18 protein-coding genes and 1 tRNA gene are annotated in these 21,729 nt (G+C 63.0%); 1 reads left to right on the forward strand and 18 read right to left on the reverse strand.

Translation table 11 applies throughout. From position 1 onward, the window contains the following. Nucleotides 1–113 precede the first annotated feature (113 nt). Both mgtE and NP503_RS22265 read right to left on the reverse strand, forming a co-directional pair. Nucleotides 114–1,532 (reverse strand): magnesium transporter, encoded by a 1,419-nt coding sequence (gene mgtE / locus NP503_RS22260; RefSeq protein ID WP_127268000.1) that lies wholly within the window; start codon nt 1,530–1,532, stop codon nt 114–116. A gap of 190 nt (nt 1,533–1,722) precedes the next feature. Beyond that, nucleotides 1,723–1,807 (reverse strand) — tRNA-Leu (locus tag NP503_RS22265). Between the two features lie 235 nt (nt 1,808–2,042). Between NP503_RS22265 and lipB the strand changes: the two genes are divergently transcribed. Next, a complete protein-coding gene (gene lipB / locus NP503_RS22270; RefSeq protein WP_127268001.1) occupies nt 2,043–2,786 on the forward strand; it encodes a lipoyl(octanoyl) transferase LipB in 744 nt (247 codons plus the stop codon). 21 nt (nt 2,787–2,807) lie between these two features. Here lipB and NP503_RS22275 read toward each other — a convergent pair whose 3' ends face one another. The 16 genes from NP503_RS22275 to nuoG all read right to left on the reverse strand — a co-directional run bounded on the left by NP503_RS22275 (nt 2,808) and on the right by nuoG (nt 21,724). Beyond that, nucleotides 2,808–4,058, reverse strand: coding sequence for a site-2 protease family protein (locus NP503_RS22275; RefSeq protein ID WP_127268002.1), 1,251 nt, complete (start codon nt 4,056–4,058; stop codon nt 2,808–2,810). A 591-nt stretch (nt 4,059–4,649) separates the two neighbouring features. Further along, complete coding sequence (locus NP503_RS22280) at nt 4,650–5,333, reverse strand: ABC transporter ATP-binding protein (protein WP_174800360.1); 684 nt, start codon at nt 5,331–5,333, stop codon at nt 4,650–4,652. Next, the gene (locus NP503_RS22285) at nt 5,330–6,616 is read right to left on the reverse strand and encodes a lipoprotein-releasing ABC transporter permease subunit (RefSeq protein ID WP_127272305.1); all 1,287 of its coding nucleotides are present in this window, start codon (nt 6,614–6,616) and stop codon (nt 5,330–5,332) included. Before NP503_RS22285 ends, NP503_RS22280 begins: the two co-directional genes overlap by 4 nt. Further along, nucleotides 6,613–7,941: a proline--tRNA ligase gene (gene proS / locus NP503_RS22290; protein WP_127272306.1), complete on the reverse strand. Its 1,329-nt coding sequence runs from the start codon at nt 7,939–7,941 to the stop codon at nt 6,613–6,615. The genes NP503_RS22285 and proS overlap by 4 nt, the downstream gene beginning before the upstream one ends. Before the next feature lie 653 nt (nt 7,942–8,594). After that, nucleotides 8,595–8,879 (reverse strand): DUF1467 family protein, encoded by a 285-nt coding sequence (locus NP503_RS22295; protein ID WP_127267197.1) that lies wholly within the window; start codon nt 8,877–8,879, stop codon nt 8,595–8,597. Further along, on the reverse strand, nt 8,876–9,280 hold the full coding sequence (gene mce / locus NP503_RS22300) for a methylmalonyl-CoA epimerase (protein WP_127267198.1): 405 nt from the start codon (nt 9,278–9,280) through the stop codon (nt 8,876–8,878). The genes NP503_RS22295 and mce overlap by 4 nt, the downstream gene beginning before the upstream one ends. Before the next feature lie 95 nt (nt 9,281–9,375). Next, a complete protein-coding gene (locus NP503_RS22305; RefSeq protein WP_127267199.1) occupies nt 9,376–11,046 on the reverse strand; it encodes a ribonuclease J in 1,671 nt (556 codons plus the stop codon). Nucleotides 11,047–11,164: 118 nt separating this feature from the next. Next, complete coding sequence (locus tag NP503_RS22310) at nt 11,165–11,986, reverse strand: biotin--[acetyl-CoA-carboxylase] ligase (RefSeq protein ID WP_127272307.1); 822 nt, start codon at nt 11,984–11,986, stop codon at nt 11,165–11,167. 5 nt (nt 11,987–11,991) lie between these two features. Then, nucleotides 11,992–13,428, reverse strand: a complete 1,437-nt coding sequence (gene nuoN, locus NP503_RS22315) for an NADH-quinone oxidoreductase subunit NuoN (protein WP_127267201.1) — start codon at nt 13,426–13,428, stop codon at nt 11,992–11,994. Between the two features lie 18 nt (nt 13,429–13,446). Then, nucleotides 13,447–14,952, reverse strand: a complete 1,506-nt coding sequence (locus NP503_RS22320) for an NADH-quinone oxidoreductase subunit M (RefSeq protein ID WP_127267202.1) — start codon at nt 14,950–14,952, stop codon at nt 13,447–13,449. Continuing rightward, the gene (gene nuoL / locus NP503_RS22325) at nt 14,952–16,925 is read right to left on the reverse strand and encodes an NADH-quinone oxidoreductase subunit L (RefSeq protein WP_127267203.1); all 1,974 of its coding nucleotides are present in this window, start codon (nt 16,923–16,925) and stop codon (nt 14,952–14,954) included. Before nuoL ends, NP503_RS22320 begins: the two co-directional genes overlap by 1 nt. Before the next feature lie 10 nt (nt 16,926–16,935). Further along, nucleotides 16,936–17,244 (reverse strand): NADH-quinone oxidoreductase subunit NuoK, encoded by a 309-nt coding sequence (nuoK, locus tag NP503_RS22330; RefSeq protein ID WP_010910101.1) that lies wholly within the window; start codon nt 17,242–17,244, stop codon nt 16,936–16,938. 1 nt (nt 17,245) lies between these two features. Then, complete coding sequence (locus NP503_RS22335; RefSeq protein ID WP_127267204.1) at nt 17,246–17,866, reverse strand: NADH-quinone oxidoreductase subunit J; 621 nt, start codon at nt 17,864–17,866, stop codon at nt 17,246–17,248. A gap of 239 nt (nt 17,867–18,105) precedes the next feature. Next, on the reverse strand, nt 18,106–18,597 hold the full coding sequence (gene nuoI / locus NP503_RS22340; protein ID WP_023812382.1) for an NADH-quinone oxidoreductase subunit NuoI: 492 nt from the start codon (nt 18,595–18,597) through the stop codon (nt 18,106–18,108). Continuing rightward, nucleotides 18,597–19,640, reverse strand: a complete 1,044-nt coding sequence (nuoH, locus tag NP503_RS22345; protein ID WP_027034808.1) for an NADH-quinone oxidoreductase subunit NuoH — start codon at nt 19,638–19,640, stop codon at nt 18,597–18,599. Before nuoH ends, nuoI begins: the two co-directional genes overlap by 1 nt. 2 nt (nt 19,641–19,642) lie before the next feature. Beyond that, nucleotides 19,643–21,724 carry an NADH-quinone oxidoreductase subunit NuoG gene (nuoG, locus tag NP503_RS22350; protein ID WP_127272580.1) on the reverse strand — a complete coding sequence of 694 codons (2,082 nt, stop codon included), beginning with the start codon at nt 21,722–21,724 and terminating at the stop codon, nt 19,643–19,645. Nucleotides 21,725–21,729 lie beyond the last annotated feature (5 nt).

Here is a 21,729-nt window from a genome sequence, read left to right on the forward strand (position 1 = left end):
CGTCGCCCTTATGTCCCGAACCAAAACCCATGCCATGCCGGAATCGACATGGCGCCCCGCGCAAGCCTCGCACGGCATTTACGTAAAAGTCAATTAAGCCAAAAGGCATGCCTTCAGGGCACACCGAACCACCACGTGGCAATGCCGAGAAATGCAAAGAAGCCGACGACGTCGGTAACCGTGGTGACAAAAACTGCCGAAGCGACCGCCGGATCGATCTTGAAACGATCGAGCAGCAGCGGGATCAGGATGCCGGCCAGAGCGGCCACGAACATGTTGATGATCATCGCCGCCGCGATGATGCCGCCCAGATTGGGGTCACGGAACCAGGCTGCCGCAACGATGCCGATCAGGATGGCGAAGACGATGCCGTTGATGAAGCCGACACCCATCTCGCGGCGAATGATGCGGCCGGCATTGTAGATGTCGAGATCCCTGGTCGCCAACGCCCGCACGGTGACGGTCATGGTTTGCGAGCCGGCATTGCCGCCCATGCCGGCGACGATCGGCATCAGCACCGCCAGTGCGACGATATGTTCGATCGTGCGGTCGAAAAGGCTGATCACCGACGCCGCCAGGAACGCGGTCAGAAGGTTGATCAGCAACCACGGAACGCGTGAGCGCGAGGTCGAAAAGATGCTGTCGGAAAGCTCCTCGTCGCCGACGCCGCCCATGCGCATCAAGTCTTCTTCGGCCTCCTGCTGTATGACGTCGACAACATCGTCGATGGTCAGAACGCCAACCAGCCGTTCGTTCTCGTCGACGACAGCGGCCGACAAAAGATCGTACTGCTCGAATTCCCGTGCAGCCTCTTCCTGGTCCATGGTGGCCGGAATGGCGTGCCGCGTCTCGTGCATCACTTCCTCGACCTTGACCGAACGCTTGGTGCGCAGGATCTGGTCGAGGTCGATGGCGCCGAGCAGCTTGAAGCTCGGATCGATGACGAAGATCTGGCTGAAGCGCTCGGGCAGATTCTGGTCGTCGCGCATGTAGTCGATGGTCTGGCCGATCGTCCAGAACGGCGGCACCGCGACGAACTCGGTCTGCATGCGGCGGCCGGCCGTCTCTTCGGGATAGTCGAGCGAGCGGCGCAGCCTGATCCGCTCGGTGAACGGCAGCTGCGACAGGATCTCGTCCTGATCCTCCTTCTCGAGGTCTTCGAGAATGTAGACGGCGTCGTCGGAATCGAGCTCCTGTACCGCCTGCGCGATCTGCGCATTGGGCAGACTGTCGACGATCTCCATACGGATCGCCTCGTCGACCTCGGTCAGCGAGGAGAAGTCGAAATCGGCGCCCAGGAGCTCGACCAGCGCGTGGCGCTGTTCGGGATGCAGCGCCTCGAGCAGGTCGCCGAGTTCCGACTGGTGCAGGTCGTCGACTTCATGCTTGAGGGTCAGCGTGTCGCGGTCGGCGATCGCCGCGCCAATCCGCGCCAGGAAGGACGAAAGCACGGCGCCGTCCTCGCCATAGATGTCGGCGTGGTGCTCCTCGGCGGCCCTGGCGCCAATCGTCCGTTCGTGCTCGCCTTCCACCAGCGCCTCCCGCCACAAGAATCCCGGAAAAGGTGCAAATCAGGTCTAGAGCATCGGACCCAAAGGGGAAACCGGTTTTGGGAGAATCCGACGCTCAAAAAGAAAGTGGCGTAAAGCGCGGGAATATCAAACGAAATGCGCCCGGCCCGCAGCGGGCGGAGCTTGCACAATCGGGATCTGGGAAGGAAAATGGTGCGGTCGAGAAGACTCGAACTTCCACGGGTTGCCCCACAGCGACCTCAACGCTGCGCGTCTACCAATTCCGCCACGACCGCACGTGGTAGAGCCGGAACCGACCGGCTCGCGGCGTGTAGCAAATCGTTTCCGGCGAAACAAGTGCACGGCAAGCAATAATGTCAGGCGATTGGCATAATGCTCCACAGGGTCCGAACGCAGCGCCGGAACTGGACGTTTGCGCCTGATATCGCCATATGGAAGGCAAGTTGATGTCACCCAAAGGTGCGAGGCGGTTTTGGGACGCGACATGCATAAGCGAAAAGACGATACGCCATGCCCGAACGCAGCCAGATCGCCACGTCGTTCCTGCCGCTCCCCGGTTCAGCACCGGTCGAATGGCTGATCGAGCCCGGCCTTACCGCCTATCGCGAAGCACTTGCCTTCATGGAGGCGCGCGCCGAGGCGATCCGCAGCGGCGCTGCCGGCGAAATGGTCTGGCTGGTCGAACACCCGCCGCTCTACACGGCCGGCACCAGCGCTCGCGGCGAGGATCTGATCGACGCCAGCCGCTTCCCGGTATTTGCGGCCGGCCGCGGCGGCGAATACACCTATCATGGGCCGGGCCAGCGGGTCGCCTATGTCATGCTTGATCTGAAGCGGCGGCGTGAGGACGTCCGCGCCTTCGTCGCGGCGCTCGAACAGTGGATCATCGGCACGCTCGCCGCCTTCAACGTGCAGGGCGAACGCCGCGAGGACCGGGTCGGCGTCTGGGTCGTGCGGCCGGATCGCCCTGCCCTGCCGGACGGCTCGCCGGCCGAGGACAAGATCGCGGCCATAGGCATCCGGCTGCGGCGCTGGGTGAGTTTTCATGGCATCGCCATCAATGTCGAGCCCGATCTCGACCATTTCAGCGGCATCGTGCCTTGCGGCGTGCAGGACCACGGCGTCACCAGCCTCGTCGATCTCGGCCTTCCCCTGGGAATGGCCGACCTTGATCTCGCGTTGAAATCCGCCTTCGAGGATGTGTTCGGTCCCGCCACGGTCTTGCCTGTCGAAGCCGAGCGCAAGGCGGGCTGATCCTTCCGGATCCGGTACGGCTCAAATCAGTTGGGCGGAGGCCCACAACACGCCATAGCCATGGATGGCGAACACCGCCAGCAACGCCGCGGCCATGGCGAGGCGGTCGATGGTGCGGATCGGCTTCAGCTCGTAACGCGGCTTGACCCCGCTGCTCATCGTCAGCAGGCTGAGGATCGAAAACACCGCTCCCGTCGCGAGCAGGAAATTGGAGGAAAAGCCGGCCTGCCAACCGACAGCCAGGAAAGCCGAGAGCAGGAAGAAGGAAGCCAGCGCCAGTGCGACCGGTCCCGGACAGATCTGGCGCAGCACCTGACCGCCGTCGAACTTCCACACCGGCACCAGATTGGCGATGTTGAACAGTGCGGCGAAGCCCGCCAGGGTCGCCAGCAGGGCCGCCGCCAGCCGGTGGCCTTCCGCGCCGGCAAAGGTGCTGGCAGCGATCACAACCGGCACCAGGAATGCGGAGAAGCCGGCGCCCATCAGCGCCACGAAAGCCACCTCGAAACGGCTGTCATAGGGCCGCCCGCCAATGGCGATGCCGCCGAGCAGCGGAATGAAGATCATCCGTGCCCGGTTGTGGCCCATAAGCCGGAACGCCGCCATATGGCCAAGCTCATGCAGGGCGACCACCGATGTGAGGATCGCGGCCAGTGCCAGGCCGCCGAAGTGAAGGCCGAAGAATGGCCACAGGATCAGCGCCGAAAGCCCGGCAAAGCCAACCTGGCTGAGCGGATGCTCGAACCAACCGCCCTTGCGATACTGCCCGGTCCGCGCCCAGCGCTGCAGCTTGGAGAGTTCGCGGCGCAGGGCGAAATAGCGGAACACCAGGAAGGCGACGCCGCGATAGCGATCCGTCTGGCTGAGCGTCACCCGCGTGCCGTTGCCCTCGGAAACGAGTTCGGCGGTTTCGGAAAAGTCCTTCCAGAACGAAGCATCGAGCGCGGTGTCCTCGATGACACGCATCGAGAAGCTGATACCTTCGACGACGTCTTCAAACCGCGACCTGCGTTCGATCGGCTTGCCGTCGCGACCTTCCCACGACAGCGTGATGCGGGCCACGCCCTCGCCGTCCGGCGCCTCGGCGGAAAGGATCTCACCGGACCAGCCGGCATCGCTGCCGAGCGGCCACAGCGCCTGCCAGAGGCGCTGGCGGTCCATCGCCACCAGACGGGTCAGCCGCACCGTGCGCAGACCAAGCGGCACGGTCATCAACAGAAAGATCAGCCCGAGATTGCTGGCCACCAGAATGGCCGTGACTATGGGCGACACCTGGACGTTGCTCCCTGTCTTGCCGGGGTACCCTAACGTTACGGCGGCAAGAAAAGCTTAACGGCGGAACGGCCTTCCACCGCGTAGGAACAGCGGCGGCGAACGCCGCCAAATCACATGGCTCCGATCCAGATCGCCATGGAAACAAGGAACGTGCTCATGCAAACCAGTGAGATGACATCCTGAACCAGATCGGTCATAACTCTCTCCTGTTGTTGATATGTTCGCATTTTGTTCTAATTTTGTTTCAAAGTCAACGGGCACGATGCGGCCGCCTCCGGAATTTTCGGGCGATCAAATCGGCAGGGTTAAGAAAGGGTTGAGGGGCGAGCGACGGTGCTACGTGGGCTGACCGAAGCCTTTGCGATTAGCCATCGCATCGTCCTCCTAGGGCGGAGCAAGGAGCGGAGCGACGCGCGCAGACCCTAGGATCCATGCCGTGACCAGGGGCGATGCTACGGTGCAGAATTATCGCCTCTGATAGAGGTCGCATATCCTCGACCCCTGCATTTGTCTCGAAAGTAACGGCATGGATCCTAGGGTCTACGCTCCGCTCCGCGGAGCTTCGCCCTAGGATGACGACATCAGAGACTAAAGCGGCACCACTTTGCCGTCGGCCAGGGTGACGCGCCGGTCCATGCGCGATGCCAATTCGTGATTGTGGGTGGCGATCAGCGCCGCGAGGCCCGATTGCTTGACCAGCGCCGCCAGCGCCTCGAACACATAAGACGCGGTGACCGGGTCGAGATTGCCGGTCGGCTCGTCGGCCAGCAGCACCAGCGGCGCATTGGCGACCGCACGCGCGATGGCGACGCGCTGCTGTTCGCCGCCGGAGAGTTCGGACGGCCGGTGCGACGCGCGCTTGCCGATCTGCATGTAATCGAGCAGCTGCGCCGCGCGCTCGGCCGCGTCCTTGCGGCTGAGCCCCTTGATGAGCTGCGGCATCATGATGTTTTCCAGCGCCGAGAATTCCGGCAGCAGATGATGGAACTGGTAGACGAAGCCGACATCGTTGCGGCGGATCGCCGTGCGCTCGTCATCGGAGAGCCGCCCGCAGGCACGGCCGGCCAGGATGACGTCGCCGGCGTCGGGACGCTCCAGCAAGCCGGCAGTGTGCAGCAGGGTCGACTTGCCGGTGCCCGACGGCGCCACCAGCGCCACCATCTCGCCGCGCTTCAGCGAGAAATCGGCACCGTTCAGGATGGTGAGCTTGCGCGGCCCCTGGACATAGTGCCGCTCGACGCTCTTCAGCTCGATAATGACCTCGGCCACTATTCGTACCTCAAGGCTTCGACCGGATCGAGGCGCGCGGCGCGCCATGCCGGAAACACGGTTGCCAGGAAGGACAGGCCGAGCGCCATCAGGACGACATAGGTCGTCTCGCGCGGATCCATCTTCGCCGGCAACTGGCTGAGGAAATAGAGCTCCGGATTGAACAGCACCTTGCCGGTCATCCATGAGAAGAACTGGCGGATGGACTCGATGTTGGTGCAGATCAGCACGCCGAGCAGCACACCGGCAAGCGTGCCGGTCACGCCGATCGCCGCACCCGTCATCAGGAAGATACGCAGGATGGCGCCGCGCGACGCCCCCATGGTGCGCAGGATGGCGATGTCGTGGCCCTTGTCCTTCACCAGCATGATCAGGCCGGAGATGATGTTCAGCGCCGCCACCAGCACGATCAGCGTCAGGATCATGAACATGACGTTGCGCTCGACCTGCAGGGCGGAGAAGAAGGTCTCGTTGCGCTGGCGCCAGTCGACCATGTCGATCGGCCGCTGCGCCGCCTCCTCCACCTTCGGTTTCAGCGCATCGACATCGTCTGGATTGTCGACATAGATCTCGATCGTCTGCGCCCGCCCGTCCATGTTGAAATAGAGCTGCGCTTCGGAAAACGGCATGTAGACGATGGAGGTGTCATATTCGGACATGCCGACTTCGAAGATCGCCGCGATCTTGTAACCCTTCATGCGCGGCGTGGTGCCGATCGGCGTCACGTCGCCGTCGGGCGAAATCAAGGTGATGGTATCGCCAAGCGTCAGGCCGAGATTCTCCGCCATGCGCTTGCCGATGGCAACGCCGTCGCCAGAGTCGAAATCGGCGATCGAGCCCTGCTTGATGTTGCTGGCAACGATGGCGATCTTGCTCAGATCCTCGCCGCGTATGCCGCGCACCAGCGCTCCGGTTCCGCCGCCGACATTGCCTTGCGCAAGCACCTGGCCATCAATCAGCGGGATGGCGTATTTGACGCCTGACACACCGTTGATGCGGCTGGCGACCTGCGCGTAGTCCTCCAGTGGCGAATCGAGCGGCTGCACGATCAGGTGGCCGTTGACGCCGAGGATGCGCGTCAAAAGCTCCGCCCTGAAACCGTTCATCACCGCCATGACCACGATCAGCGTGGCGACGCCCAGCATGATGCCGAGGAACGAGATCGAGGCGATCACCGAGATCACCGTCTCCTTGCGCCGCGAACGCAGATAGCGCCAGGCGACCATGCGCTCGAAGATGGAAAAGGGTCCGGCGCCGACCGGTCTTGCCGCCACCGCCTCGTTCATGCGGCGACACCGAAGCGCTTCTTCACGTCTGCGATCGGCAGCGTCTCGCGCTCGCCGGTCTTGCGATTTTTGATCTCGATCTCGCCGGCTGCGACACCACGCGGCCCGACGATCACTTGCCAGGGCAGGCCGATCAGGTCGGCGGTGGCGAACTTGCCGCCGGGCCTCTGGTCGGTGTCGTCGTAGAGCACGTCCTTGCCGGCGGCGACGAAAGCGGCATGCAGCTCGTCGCAGACGCGGTCGCACTCGGCGTCGCCCGCTTTCATGTTGATCAGCCCGATGTCGAACGGAGCCACCGCCTCCGGCCAGATGATGCCGTTGTCGTCATGGCTGGCTTCGATGATCGCCGCGACCAGCCGCGACGGACCGATGCCGTAGGAGCCGCCGGAGACGAAATGATCCTTGCCGTCGGGCCCGGTCACCTTGGCGCCCATCGGCTTGGAGTATTTGTCGCCGAAATGGAAGATGTGGCCGACCTCGATGCCGCGCGCCGAAACCTTGTCGCTCTCGCCGATCTTCTCCCACGCCGCCTCGTCGTGCATCTCGTCGGTGGCCGCGTAGGGTGTCGTCCAGGTCTTGACGATATCGCCGATCTCGGCGGCATTGGCGAAGTCGGTCTTCTCTCCGGGCACATCGAGCGAAAGATAGTCGCGGTGGCAATAGACCTGGCTCTCGCCGGTGTCGGCCAGGATGATGAATTCATGGCTGAGATCGCCGCCGATCGGCCCGGTGTCGGCCCGCATCGGTATCGCCTGCAGCCCCATGCGCGTAAAAGTCCGGAGATAGGACACGAACATCCTGTTGTAGGCCGCCCTGGCGCCCTCGAAGTCGAGGTCGAAGGAATAGGCGTCCTTCATCAGGAACTCGCGCGAACGCATGACGCCGAAGCGCGGCCGCACTTCGTCGCGGAACTTCCACTGGATGTGGTAGAGATTGAGCGGCAGGTCCTTGTAGGATTTCACATAGGCGCGGACGATCTCGGTGACCACTTCCTCATTGGTCGGGCCGTAGAGCATGTCGCGGTCCTGCCGGTCCTTGATGCGCAGCATCTCCTTGCCGTAGTCGTCATAGCGGCCGCTTTCGCGCCACAGATCGGCCGACTGGATGGTCGGCATCAGGATTTCCAGCGCCCCGGCGCGGTTCTGCTCCTCGCGAATGATGCGGCAGACCTTGTCCAGCACCCGCTTGCCGAGCGGCAGCCACGAGAAACTGCCCTGTCCCTGCTGGCGGATCATGCCGGCACGCAGCATCAGCCGGTGCGAGACGATCTCGGCCTCGCGCGGGTTTTCTTTGAGGATCGGCAGGAAATAGCGCGACAAACGCATGGACAGGTCCGTGAGTGAGGAGGGCCGCGCCAGAATCGGCGCGACTTTGGCTTGCTTGACCCGGCTTCATAGCCATTTCAAGGCGGAATGGGAACCCGGACGCTTCGGCCCGAAAAGCGGCAATCGATTTCAGAAAGCACGGGATAGCCGGGATCAGAAGCGTCGCACCGTCCTTCGCCCGCCCAGAAGACCCACGGCGCTGCAAGGCCTCCCGGTCACCGCGCGCGTCTTGATGATCGTTCGCCAAGCAACGCCTGCCACACTATTGTGCAGTGCAGCACGAGAATGCCCGTTTCAAGGCAAAATTCTTCGTGACATTTTCATTCGCCTTAGGCTAATGTACCTCGATAACCGAGAGGGTAGAAAAAAATCTGCTCTCCTACGCGGTCAAAGTCTTGGGAGGATGCGATCTAGGCGCGGTTACTCGCTGCCGCCGGAAACCGGAAACAGATCGGACGCGTTTAAATTGCAAGGCCTCGTGCCTTGCATTTTTTTTGTGCAATCATCTGCTTAGCGCAACGCGTTGCCAAACCACCTTACCCAGCGTCAGCGCTCGTCCGGCCGCAAAACGGCACGGCATCCCTGTCTGGAACCAAGCTGTTCCGAAGGATGAAAACGTCTTTGCCGGACAAATCTTCTTGGGCCGGGGCCGGCTATTTGGCTAAGGTTTGGCTGAATTCCGGCACGATGTGCGGGATGTCGTTGAGGCTGTATCCAAGCCCATGCGTCAGGCCATAGAAAATGCCCATCAGGATCGCGGTGGCGATGGTGGTGCGGATCACGGCGCGCAGCATGTGGGGACCGCGCGGCGCGCTCGGAACCGTGCCCAGCGTCACGTCACGATCATCGTCCTGCGTCCTCACGCTGAACGGCAGCACGGCGAACAGCACCACCCACCAGGTCGCGAAAAACAGGGCGGTGAACGAAACCCAGCTCATGATTGCTCCAGTTCGATCAGCGTTCCGAAGAAATCCTTCGGATGCAGGAACAGCACCGGCTTACCGTGCGCGCCGATCTTCGGATTGCCGTCGCCCAGCACGCGGGCGCCGGCGGCCTTGAGCCGATCGCGCGCGGCCAGTATGTCGTCGACCTCATAGCAAAGGTGGTGCATGCCGCCGGAAGGATTCTTCTCCAGGAAGGCGGCGATCGGCGATCCCTCGCCCAAAGGCTCCAGAAGTTCGACCTTGGTGTTGCCGACATTGACGAACACCACCGTCACCCCATGCTCCGGCAGCGCCTGCGGCGCCGTCACTTCCGCGCCCAGCGTGTTGCGATAGGCAGCGACGGCAGCCGTAAGGTCCGGCACGGCAAGCGCGACATGGTTCAGACGTCCGAGCATTGGCACTCCCAAGTAGGGGAGTAGGGGAAAAGACAGATATGTCAGCTGTTTGCTCTTCCTACTCCCCTACTCCCGTACTCCCCTACTCCCTTTCGTCATCTTGTGACGAATACAGTCACGAGCGGCTTCTTGCCCCAGGCTTCGTTGGCGGCGCCGCGCACGGCGCGCCGCACTGCTTCCTGAACCAGGTCGAGATCTTTTCGGCGCTGACGGGGGATGGAGTCCACCGCGCCGATTGCCGCATCGATCATCAGATCTTCCAGCGACTCGCCACGGCCATCGGCCTCGGCGACGCCGATGGCGACCAGGTCGGGGTCGCCGGCAAGCTCATATTTGTCGTCCAGGACGACATTGACCGCCACATGGCCGGCAAAGGACAGCTTGCGCCGGTCGCGGATGCCCATCGCCTGATCGGTGCCGATCAGTCTGCCATCCTTGTAGATACGGCCGAACGGCACCTGATCCATGATGGTGGCTGGGCCGGGAGCAAGCCTGAGCATGTCGCCGTCGCGCACCTGCGCCACCTGGCCGATGCCCGATGTCGACATCAGCGAGCCCTGCGCCACCAGATGTGCCGCCTCGCCATGCACGGGAACGCCGATCTGCGGGCGCACCCATTCATACATCTTGCGCAATTCGCTGCGCCGCGGATGGCCGGAGACATGCACCAGTGCATCGCCGTCCTCGATGATCTTGACGCCGAGGTCGATGAGGCGGTTCTTGATCTCGAGGATCGCCTTCTCGTTGCCGGGAATGGTACGCGAGGAAAACACCACCGTGTCGCCTGCCGTCAGTGACACCGACTTCATCTCTTCGCGCGACAGCTTGGCCAGTGCGGCCAGTGGCTCGCCCTGGCTGCCGGTGCAGATGATGACCAGGTTCTCGCGCGGGATGAAACCAAAATCCTCCTCGGCGATGAACTCCGGCAGACCGTCCATGTAGCCGAGTTCGCCGGCCACATCGATGACCCGCTTCAGCGAACGGCCAAGCACCAGGCACTGGCGTCCGGCATCGCGCGCCGCTTTGGCGATCGAGACGATGCGTCCGACATTGGAGGAGAATGTGGTGACGGCGACACGGCCCTTGGCAGCCTGGATGACGCCCTTGAGGCCCTCGCCCACAGCCACTTCCGAAGGCGACTCACCTTCGCGCAGCGCATTGGTCGAATCGCAGATCAGCGCCAAAACGCCCTTGTCGCCATAGGCGCGGAAACGCGCCTCGTCGGTCTTCGGCCCGATCGTCGGCTCCGGATCGATCTTCCAGTCACCGGTATGGATGACGGTGCCTGCCGGCGAGGTGATCGCCAGCGACATCGGCTCGGGAATCGAGTGCGCGACCGGAATGGCTTCGATCTCGAACGGGCCGACGGTGAATTTCTCGCCCGCCCGGTAGATCGTCACCGGTATTTTCGGCGCGCCCTGCTCGCCTTGCCGCTTGGCCTCCAGCAGGCCGGCGCTGAACGGCGTCATCCAGACCGGCGCCTTCAGCTTCGGCCATGTGTCGAGCAGCGCGCCATAATGGTCTTCATGCGCATGCGTGATGATGATGCCGCGCAGATTGGCGAGGTTCTCCTCGATGAATCGCGTGTCGGGCAGCACAAGGTCGACGCCCGGCAGGCTGGCATCGGGGAAGGTCACCCCGACATCGATGACGATCCATTCGCGCGCATTGGGCGGCCCGTAGCCGTAAAGAGCGAAGTTCATGCCGATCTCACCGACGCCGCCGAGCGGCACGAAGACGAGTTCGGCGGTTTCCGCTTTCGCCATGATTTTTCCCTTCCTGGCCCTCAGGCCAAGCCCAAAAAGCAATTCCGGGAAAAGTTTGTAACGGTTTTCCCACCGGAGTTGCGCAAAAACAAACAGTTAGAACCGTTCATGAACGGCTCTATGCCCTGGCCGAAGCGACCGCGCCGAAATGCACATCGCCGGCGGCGATCGTCCGAACCGAACCTTCATCGTCGCGGATCACGAAACGGCAGTCCTCGTCAATGGTCTCAAACACCCCACGCACCACATTACCGTCAATTCTGACAGCAACTTCGCCGCCGAGCCCCGCAGCACGATCAAGCCAGCGTCGCCTGACGGCGGCAAGTCCGCGCCCCTCGTCCCACAATCGGGCATTCTCGCTCCATGCATCCGACAGCGCCAGGAACAGTGTTTCCGCATCGCATGCCGCGCCCAGCGCGCTGAGTGATGTTGCGGGATAGGGCAAATCCTCGGGGTATGCCACCACATTGACGCCGATGCCGACCGCCACCGCGAAACGGCCGCCTTCCAGGATTGCCGATTCCAGCAGGATGCCGGCCAGCTTGGCGCCGGAGGCGAGCACGTCGTTCGGCCATTTCAGTTCGAAACGGTTCTTTCCTTCGCTGCCGCCGTCGAGGCCGATGGCGATCCGGCCCTTCGGCACCACGGCGTCGAGCGCATCGGCCAGCGCCAGTCCGGCGACGAAGCCCAGCGTCGCGGCAAGGCGAAGCTCCGCCTTGGTGATGACGAGCAGCGTCGCCGCGAGGTTGCCTTCGGGGGTCGCCCAGACGCGGCCGCGCCGGCCACGCCCGCTTTCCTGCTTCTTGGAAACGACCCACAATCTGCCGGGGTCGCCTGCCCTTGCGTGGTCCAGTGCCAGCCCATTGGTGGAGCCGACGCTCTCATGCGCCTCGAGCCGGAACCCTTCCGACGCCGAGGTTGGAGCCAGCCGAAATGCCATGCCGACTAGAAAAACGTCTTGGCGGCGGCTTCGGCATAGGTGCCGATCGGCCCGCCGATCAGCACGTAGAACAGCACGAAGGCGCCGGAGACGCCGAGCACGACACGCAATTCCGTCGCCATCGGCACGAAGCCGCCAACCGGTTCGTCGAACCACATGATCTTGATGATGCGCAGGTAGTAATAGGCGCCCACCACCGAGGCCAGCACGCCGATGATCGCCAGCGCATAGAGATTGGCGTTGATGGCGGCGAGGAAGACGTACCATTTCCCCCAGAAGCCGGCGAGCGGCGGAATGCCGGCCAGGGAGAACATCAGGATGGTCAGGATCGTCGCCATGATCGGATTGGTCGACGACAGGCCGGCCAGGTCGCTGATCTGCTCGACATTGCCTTCCTTGCGCCGCATGGCGAGGATGAAGGCGAAGGTGCCGAGCGTCATCACCAGATAGATCAGCATGTAGATGGCAACGCCGCGCACGCCGGCCTGGCTGTTGGCGGCAAGGCCGACCAGCGCGTAGCCCATATGGCCGATCGAGGAATAGGCCATAAGCCGCTTGATGTTGGTCTGGCCGATGGCGGCGAAAGCACCAAGCGCCATCGAGGCGATCGAGATGAAGACGATGATCTGCTGCCAGTCTGCGGCGATCGGCTTGAACGCGCCCATGGTGACGCGAACCATCAGCGCCATCGCCGCCATCTTGGGCGCCGCCGCCAAAAAGGCCGTCACCGGCGTCGGCGCGCCCTCATAGACGTCTGGCGTCCACATGTGGAACGGCACCGCCGAGATCTTGAAGGCCAGGCCGGCCAGCACGAAGACGAGGCCGAAAACGAGGCCAAGCTGGCGCTCGCCGCTGCCGAGCGCAGAAGCGATTTCCTGGAAGCCGGTGTTGCCGGTGTAGCCATAGACCAGGCTGATGCCATAGAGCAGCATGCCCGACGACAGCGCGCCGAGGACGAAATATTTGAGGCCAGCCTCAGTCGAACGCAGATTGTCGCGGTTGATCGCGCACAGCACGTAGATCGCCAGCGATTGCAGTTCGAGGCCGAGATAGAGCCCGATCATGCTATTGGCGGAGATCATCAACATCATGCCGAGCGTGCACAGCAGGATCAGCACCGGATATTCGAACTTGTCGAAGCGTTCAGCCTTGGCAAAGCGCATCGACATCACCAGCGTCACCGCCGAGCCGACCAGCGCCAGCACCTTCATGAAGCGGGCGAAGGAATCCTGGATGAAGGCATTGCCGTAAGCGCTGCCCTGCCCGGTCCGGAAGATCAGCCAGGCGCCTGCGATCGCCAGCACGGCCACCGCAAGGCCGGTTACCGTGTTGGCCGTGTTGGCGCGCGAATAGGCTCCGACCATCAGCAGCGCCAGCGCGCCGACGGCAAGGATCAGCTCTGGCGTCGAGAGCGACAGGCTGGAGAGAAGGTCCGGCGTCATGGTTCGCAAAACCTCTGGTCAGTTCGCCGCCGCGGTCTGCGCGGCGCCGATGGATGCAGTGACATTGGTGACGAGCGACTTGACCGATTCGGCCGTCGCGTCGAAGACCGGGGCGGGATAGACGCCGAAGAAGATGACTAGAACGACCAGCGGGTAGATGATCACCTTCTCGCGCAGCGACAGGTCGAGCAGGCCCTTCAGGCTGTCCTTGGTCAGCGCACCGAAGATCACCCGGCGGTAGAGCCAGAGCGCGTAGGCGGCCGACAGGATGACGCCGGTGGCGGCGAAGAACGCCACCCAGGTGTTGACCCGGAACACGCCGAGCATGGTCAGGAACTCGCCGACGAAGCCGCTGGTACCGGGCAGGCCGACATTGGCCATGGTGAAGATCAGGAACACCGTGGCGTATTTCGGCATGTTGTTGACCAGGCCGCCATAGGCCGCGATCTCACGTGTGTGCATGCGGTCGTAGATGACGCCGACGCACAGGAACAGCGCACCGGAGACGAGGCCGTGGCTGAGCATCTGGAAGATCGCGCCCTGCACGCCTTCCTGGTTCATGGCGAAGATGCCCATGGTGACGAAGCCCATATGAGCAACCGACGAATAGGCGATCAGCTTCTTCATGTCTTCCTGCATCAGCGCCACCAGGGAGGTGTAGATGATGGCGACGACCGACAGCGCGAAGACCAGCGGCGCGAACATTTCCGACGCCAGCGGGAACATCGGCAAGGAGAAGCGCAGGAAGCCGTACCCGCCCATCTTCAACAGGATGCCGGCCAGGATGACGGAGCCCGCCGTCGGCGCCTCGACGTGCGCGTCGGGCAGCCAGGTGTGCACCGGCCACATTGGCATCTTCACCGCGAAGGAGGCGAAGAAGGCAAGCCATAGCCAGGTCTGCATGCTGGCCGGGAAGTTGTGGGTCAGCAGCGTCGGGATGTCGGTTGTGCCGGACTGGAAGAGCATCGCCATGATGGCGAGCAGCATCAGCACCGAGCCGGCGAGCGTGTAGAGGAAGAACTTGAACGAGGCGTAGACGCGCCGCTTGCCGCCCCAGACGCCGATAATGATGAACATCGGGATCAGGCCGGCTTCGAAGAAGACGTAGAACAGCACGATGTCCAGCGCGCAGAACACGCCGATCATCAGCGTTTCGAGCAGCAGGAAGGCGATCATGTAGGCCTTCACGCGCTTCTCGATCGATTCCCACGACGCCAGGATGCAGAGCGGCATCAGGAACGTCGTCAAGATGACGAACAGCATCGAGATGCCGTCGACGCCCATATGGTAGGAAATGCCGGAGTCGAGCCAGGCGACCTTCTCGACGAACTGGAAGCCGGACTGCGAATTGTCAAATCCGGTCCAGATGAACAGCGAGATGATGAACGTGAAAGTCGTCGTCAACAGCGCGATGGCGCGGATGTTGCGGCGTGCATTTTCGCTGTCGTCATTGATGAACAGGATAAGCAGCACACCAACCAGCGGCAGGAAGGTGACCAGCGAGAGGATTGGCCAGGCGGTCATCAGAGCATCATCCAGGTGACGAGTGCGGCAACGCCGATCAGCATGGCGAAGGCGTAGTGGTAGAGATAGCCGGTCTGCAGCTTGACGACGCGGTCGGTGACATCGACGACGCGCGCCGCAATGCCATCCGGGCCAAGGCCGTCGATGATGGTGCCGTCGCCGGTCTTCCACAGGAAATGGCCGAGGCGCTTGGCGGGCCGCACGAACAGGAAGTCGTAGAGCTCGTCGAAATACCACTTGTTGAGCAGGAAGGCGTAGAGCCCGCGATGCTGCGCGGCGAGGTTGACCGGCATTTCCGGCGAGCGGATGTAGAATTTCCAGGCCAGCGCGAAGCCGATCAGCATGGCGATGAAGGGCGACAGTTCGACCCACAGCGGCAATTCGTGGATGTCGTGCAGGATGTGATTGTCAGGCAGTGTGAACAGCGATGCCTTCCAGAACTCGGCATAGCCCTCGCCGATGAAGGCACCGTGGAAGATGACGCCGGCAAACAGCGCGCCCGCGGCCAAGATGAACAGCGGCACCAGCATCACCGGCGGCGATTCATGGACATGGTGCATCACCTCATGGCTCGCCCGCGGCTTGCCGTGGAAGGTCATGAAGATCAGCCGCCAGGAGTAGAAGGAGGTGAAGCAGGCGGCGATGACCAAAAGCACGAAGGCCATGCCGGCAACCGAATTGTGGCCGGCAAAGGCGCTCTCGATGATGGCGTCCTTGGAGAAGAAGCCGGCGGTGCCGATGACCGTCACCGGAATGCCGACGCCGGTCAGCGCCAGCGTGCCGATCACCATCATCCAGTAGGTGGTCGGGATCAGTTTCCTGAGGCCGCCCATCTTGCGCATGTCCTGCTCGTCGGACACGGCATGGATGACCGAGCCCGAGCCGAGGAACAGCAGCGCCTTGAAGAAGGCATGCGTGAACAGGTGGAAGATCGCCGCGCCATAGGCGCCGACGCCGAGTGCCACGAACATGTAGCCGAGCTGCGAGCAGGTCGAGTAGGCGATGACGCGCTTGATGTCGTTCTGGACGAGACCGACGGTGGCCGCGAAGAAGGCCGTGAAGGCACCGATGAAGGTCACCACAGTCAGCGCCGAATGCGACAGTTCGAACAGCGGAGACAGCCGTGCCAGCATGAACACGCCGGCCGTCACCATGGTGGCGGCATGGATCAGCGCGGAAACCGGTGTCGGGCCTTCCATGGCATCCGGCAGCCAGGTGTGCAGCGGCACTTGCGCCGACTTGCCCATGGCGCCCATGAACAGGAGCAGGCAAACGATCGTCATGGCCGCCTGCTTGTCCAGCGCATAGCCGAGGAAGGTCAGCACCGCGGCGCCGTGCGGGGCGCCTTCGGCCGGAATGAACGTCGCCGCATTGGCAAAGATGGTGCCGAGATTGACCGAACCGAACAGCACGAACAGGCCGAAAATGCCGAGCGCGAAGCCGAAATCGCCGACGCGGTTGACGACGAAGGCCTTGATTGCCGCGGCATTGGCCGACGGCTTCTTGTACCAGAAGCCGATCAGCAGATAAGAGGCGAGGCCCACCCCTTCCCAGCCGAAGAACATCTGCACCAGATTGTCTGATGTCACCAGCATCAGCATGGCGAAGGTGAACAGCGACAGATAGGCGAAGAAGCGCGGCCGGTTCGGATCGTGGTGCATGTAGCCGATCGAATAGATGTGAACCAGCGCCGACACGGTGTTGACCACCACCAGCATCACCACCGTCAGCGTGTCGATCCTGAGCGCCCAGGCCGCTTCCAGCCCGCCTGACTGGATCCAGCGCATCACCGGCACGGTGAACACCTCGCCATGGCCGAAACCGACGGTGAAGAAAGCGACCCACGACAGCACGGCCGCGATCACCAGGAAACCGGAGGTGATGTATTCGGACGCCTTGGCGCCGAGCGACGTGCCGAACAGGCCGACGATCAGGAAGCCGAGCAGGGGAAGGAAGACGATGGCCTGATACATGGTGGTTCCGTCAACCCTTCATCATGTTCACGTCTTCGACCGCGATCGAGCCGCGGTTGCGGAAGAAGACGACGAGAATGGCAAGTCCGATGGCGGCCTCGGCCGCCGCGACCGTCAGCACGAACAGCGCGAACACCTGGCCGACCAGATCGCCCAGTGCCGCCGAAAAGGCGACGAAATTGATGTTGACCGCCAGCAGGATCAGTTCGACCGACATCAGGATGACGATGACGTTCTTGCGGTTCAGGAAGATGCCGAACACGCCGAGCGTGAACAGAACAGCCGATACGGTCAGATAATGTGCGATGCCGACAACCATCTCAGAGTCCCTCGCCTGTCTTGACCTTGCGGATTTCCATGCCGGTCGCCGGCGTGCGGCCGACCTGGGCCGCGATCGACTGCCGCTTGACGCCTGGCTTATGGCGCAGGGTCAGCACGATGGCGCCGATCATGGCGACCAGCAGCACGAGGCCCGAAATCTGGAAGTAGTAGAGGTAGTCGGTATAGAGGATGTCGCCGAGCGCGGCGGTATTGGTCCGCGTGGCGAGATCCGGAATGGGTTTGGAGACCGTCGAAGCGAGCTGCGGCGCGAAAGTGTAGCCGCCGAGAACGACGATCAGCTCCGCCGCCAGGATCAGCCCGACCAGCGCGCCTATCGGCGCATATTGCAGTGCGCCTTCCTTCATCTCGGCGAAATCGACGTCGAGCATCATGACCACGAACAGGAACAGCACCATCACCGCGCCGACATAGACGACGAGCAGGATCATCGCCAGGAACTCGGCCCCGGTCAGCATGAACAGGCCGGCGGCGTTGAAAAAGGTCAGGATCAGGAACAGCACCGAATGCACGGGGTTGCGCGACGAAATGACCATGAACGCCGAAGCCACCGCGACAAAGGCGAAGAGGTAGAAAAAGGCCGCCTCTAGTCCACTCAACATTGGGGATCCCCCGGGTTCCTGTACGAACAGGACGCTCGTCCTGTTTGTTGTCTCTGGCCTGGTTCCGCCTCCGGTTCCAAAGCCGCGTTGTCCTAGCCCATGTTCCGATCGGGTTGAAAGGCCCGATCGAAAGAAACATGGGCCACTCTGTATTCCGGAGCATGATCTGGTCCGAAAAGTCCGCAACTTTTCGGGATCATCCTCTGGACGAGGCCCCTGCCCCGCCCATGCGTCAAATATCAGCGGTAGGGCGAGTCCAGCGAGATGTTGCGCGCCAGTTCGCGCTCCCACCGGTCGCCATTCGCCAACAGCTTGTCCTTGTCGTAGTAGAGTTCCTCGCGCGTCTCCGTCGCGAATTCGAAATTCGGCCCCTCGACGATGGCGTCGACCGGGCAGGCTTCCTGGCAGAAGCCGCAATAGATGCACTTCACCATGTCGATGTCGTAGCGAACCGTGCGGCGCGTGCCGTCATTGCGGCGCGGGCCGGCCTCGATGGTGATGGCCTGCGCCGGGCAGATCGCCTCGCACAATTTGCAGGCGATGCAGCGTTCCTCGCCATTGGGATAGCGGCGCAGCGCATGCTCGCCGCGGAAGCGCGGACTGGTCGGCCCCTTCTCGTGCGGATAATTGATCGTCTCCTTCGGCGCGAAGAACTGGCGCATCGACAGGAAGAAGGCGCTGACGAAATCCTGCAGCAGCAGCGATTTGGCGGCTTGGGAAAGAGCGGACATCACGCAAACCCCGTGATCTTGAGGAAGGCCGCGGTGGCGACCACCATGAACAACGAGATCGGCAGGAACACTTTCCAGCCAAGCCGCATCAACTGGTCGTAGCGGTAGCGCGGCACGAAGGCCTTCACCATGGAGATGCCGAAGAACACGAAGCAGACTTTCAGCACGAACCAGATGACGCCCGGCACCCAGGTGAACGGCGCGAAGTCGAACGGAGGCAGCCAGCCGCCGAGGAACAGGATGGTGGCCAGCGCGCACATCAGCACGATGGCGACATACTCGCCGAGGAAGAACAGCAGGAACGGCGTCGACGAATATTCGACCATGTGGCCGGCGACCAGTTCCGATTCGGCTTCCACCAGATCGAAAGGCGGCCGGTTCGTCTCGGCCAGCGCCGAGATGAAGAAGATGATGAACATCGGGAACAGCGCCAGCCAGTTCCAGTCGAGGAAGGTGTTGGGCAGGCCAAGCCGCGTACCAATTCCATCATGCTGCGACAGCACGATATCGGTGAGGTTGAGCGAGCCGGCGGTGAGCAGAACGGTGACGATGACGAAGCCGATCGAGACCTCGTAGGACACCATCTGAGCGGCCGAACGCAGCGCGCCGAGGAACGGATATTTCGAGTTGGAGGCCCAGCCGCCCATGATCACGCCATAGACCTCAAGCGAGGAGATGGCGAAGACATAGAGGATGCCGACATTGACGTTGGCGATCGCCCAGCCCTGATTGACCGGAATGACCGCCCAGGCCGAGATCGCCAGCACGGCCGAGACCAGCGGCGCCAGCAGGAACACGCCCTTGTTGGCGCCGGACGGGATGACCGGCTCCTTGAAGACGAATTTCAGCAGATCGGCGAAAGCTTGCAGCGTGCCCCAGGGGCCGACGACGTTCGGGCCACGGCGCAGTTGCACCGCCGCCCAGATCTTGCGGTCGGCGTAGAGGATGTAGGCAACGAAAATCAGCAGGATAACGATCAGCACGACCGATTTCAGCAGAATGATCAGCGCCGGCAGCACGTAGAAGGAGAAGAAAGTGTCCATGCTTATTCCGCCGCCTGCTTGAAGCCGCTCTTGGCCAGTGCCGAGCATTCCGCCATCACGGCCGATGCCCGCGCGATCGGGTTGGTCAGGTAGAAATCCGTCACCGGCGAGGTGAAGGTGCCCTTGTTCAGCCGCCCGCCGAGCTTCGCCACCCCGGTGATGTCCTCGGCATTGCCCGCCGCGACCTGGTCGATACGGGCCAGATGCGGGTATTCGCCATAGAGCTTGGCGCGCAGCTGCGGCAGCGAATCGAACGGCAGTTTCTTGCCCAGCACATCCGACAGCGCCCGCAGGATCGCCCAGTCCTCGCGCGCCTCGCCCGGCGCGAAGCCGGCGCGGTTGGTCTGCTGCACGCGGCCTTCGGTGTTGACGTAGGTGGCCGACTTTTCCGTGTAGGCGGCCGCCGGCAGGATGACATTGGCGCGGTGCGCGCCCTGGTCGCCATGCGTGCCGATATAGACGACGAAAGCGCCGCCGGTCTTGGCCATGTCGATCTCGTCGGCGCCGAGCAGGAACAGGAGCTCCATTTCGCCCAGCATGCCGGCAACGTTTCTGCCGCCCTCGCCCGGCACGAAACCGAGATCGAGACCGCCGACGCGGCCGGCCGCGTTGTGCAGCACGGCAAAGCCGTTCCAGTCAGCGCGGGCAGCGTTTACGGCGGCGGCGAGCTTGGCCGCCTGTCCGAGCACGGCCGCGCCGTCGGCACGCGCCAGCGCGCCCTGGCCAACGATGATCAGAGGGCGTGTCGCCTTCTTCAGCGTCTGGAAGAACTTGCCGTTGCCGTCGGCCAAATCCTTCAGCGAATCCGGTCCGGCGCCCAGCTGTTCGTAGTCGTAGCGGGTATCGCCAACATCGCCGATGACGCCGACCGGCAGATTGCCGATCCGCCAGCGCTTGCGGATACGGGCGTTGAGCACCGAGGCTTCATAGCGCGGATTGGCGCCGATGATCAGCACCGCATCGGCCTGCTCGATTCCTTCGATGGTCGGGTTGAAGATGTAGCTCGCCCGGCCGAGCGCCGGGTCGAGTGCGGCGCCGTCCTGGCGGCAATCGGTATTCTTCGAGCCGAGCGAAGCCATCAGCAGCTTGAGCGCATAGGTTTCCTCGACGGCGGCGAGATCGCCCGCGATAGCGCCGATCTTTTCGGGCGCCGTCTTCGATACCGCGTCCTTGATCGCGGCGAAGGCCTCGGCCCAGCTGGCGGCAACCAACCTGCCGTCCTTGCGCACATAGGGGCGGTCGAGACGCTGCGTGCGCAGGCCGTCCCAGATAAATCGGGTCTTGTCGGAGATCCACTCCTCGTTCACCGCCTCGTTGACGCGCGGCAGGATGCGCATCACTTCGCGGCCCCGGCTATCGACACGGATCGCCGAGCCGACCGCATCCATCACATCGATGGATTCGGTCTTGGTCAGCTCCCACGGCCGCGCCTGGAAGGCGAATGGCTTCGAGGTCAGCGCGCCGACCGGGCAAAGGTCGATGACATTGCCCTGCAGCTCCGACGTCATCGCCTGTTCGAGATAGGTGGTGATCTCGGCATCCTCGCCGCGGCCGATCAGGCCCAGTTCGGAAATGCCGGCGACTTCGGTGGTGAAGCGGACGCAGCGCGTGCAGTGGATGCAGCGGTTCATCACCGTCTTCACCAGCGGCCCGATGTATTTGTCTTCGACCGCGCGCTTGTTCTCGTGATAGCGCGAGGAATCGACGCCGAAGGCCATCGCCTGGTCCTGCAGGTCGCATTCGCCGCCCTGGTCGCAGATCGGGCAATCCAGCGGATGGTTGATCAGCAGGAACTCCATCACGCCTTCCCTGGCCTTCTTGACCATCGGCGTGTTGGTGAAGATTTCCGGCGCCTCGCCATTCGGCCCGGGACGCAGGTCGCGCACGTTCATGGCGCAGGAGGCCTGCGGCTTGGGCGGCCCGCCCTTCACCTCGATCAGGCACATGCGGCAATTGCCGGCGATCGAGAGCCGCTCATGGAAGCAGAAGCGCGGCACTTCCGCGCCAGCGTCTTCCGCCGCCTGCAGCAGCGTGTAGTGGTCGGGTACAGTGATCTCTTTCCCGTCGACCTTGAGCTTTGCCATTCGCC

The organism is Mesorhizobium sp. SEMIA396 (genome assembly GCF_024518615.1).
In the GTDB taxonomy this organism is placed as follows: domain Bacteria; phylum Pseudomonadota; class Alphaproteobacteria; order Rhizobiales; family Rhizobiaceae; genus Mesorhizobium.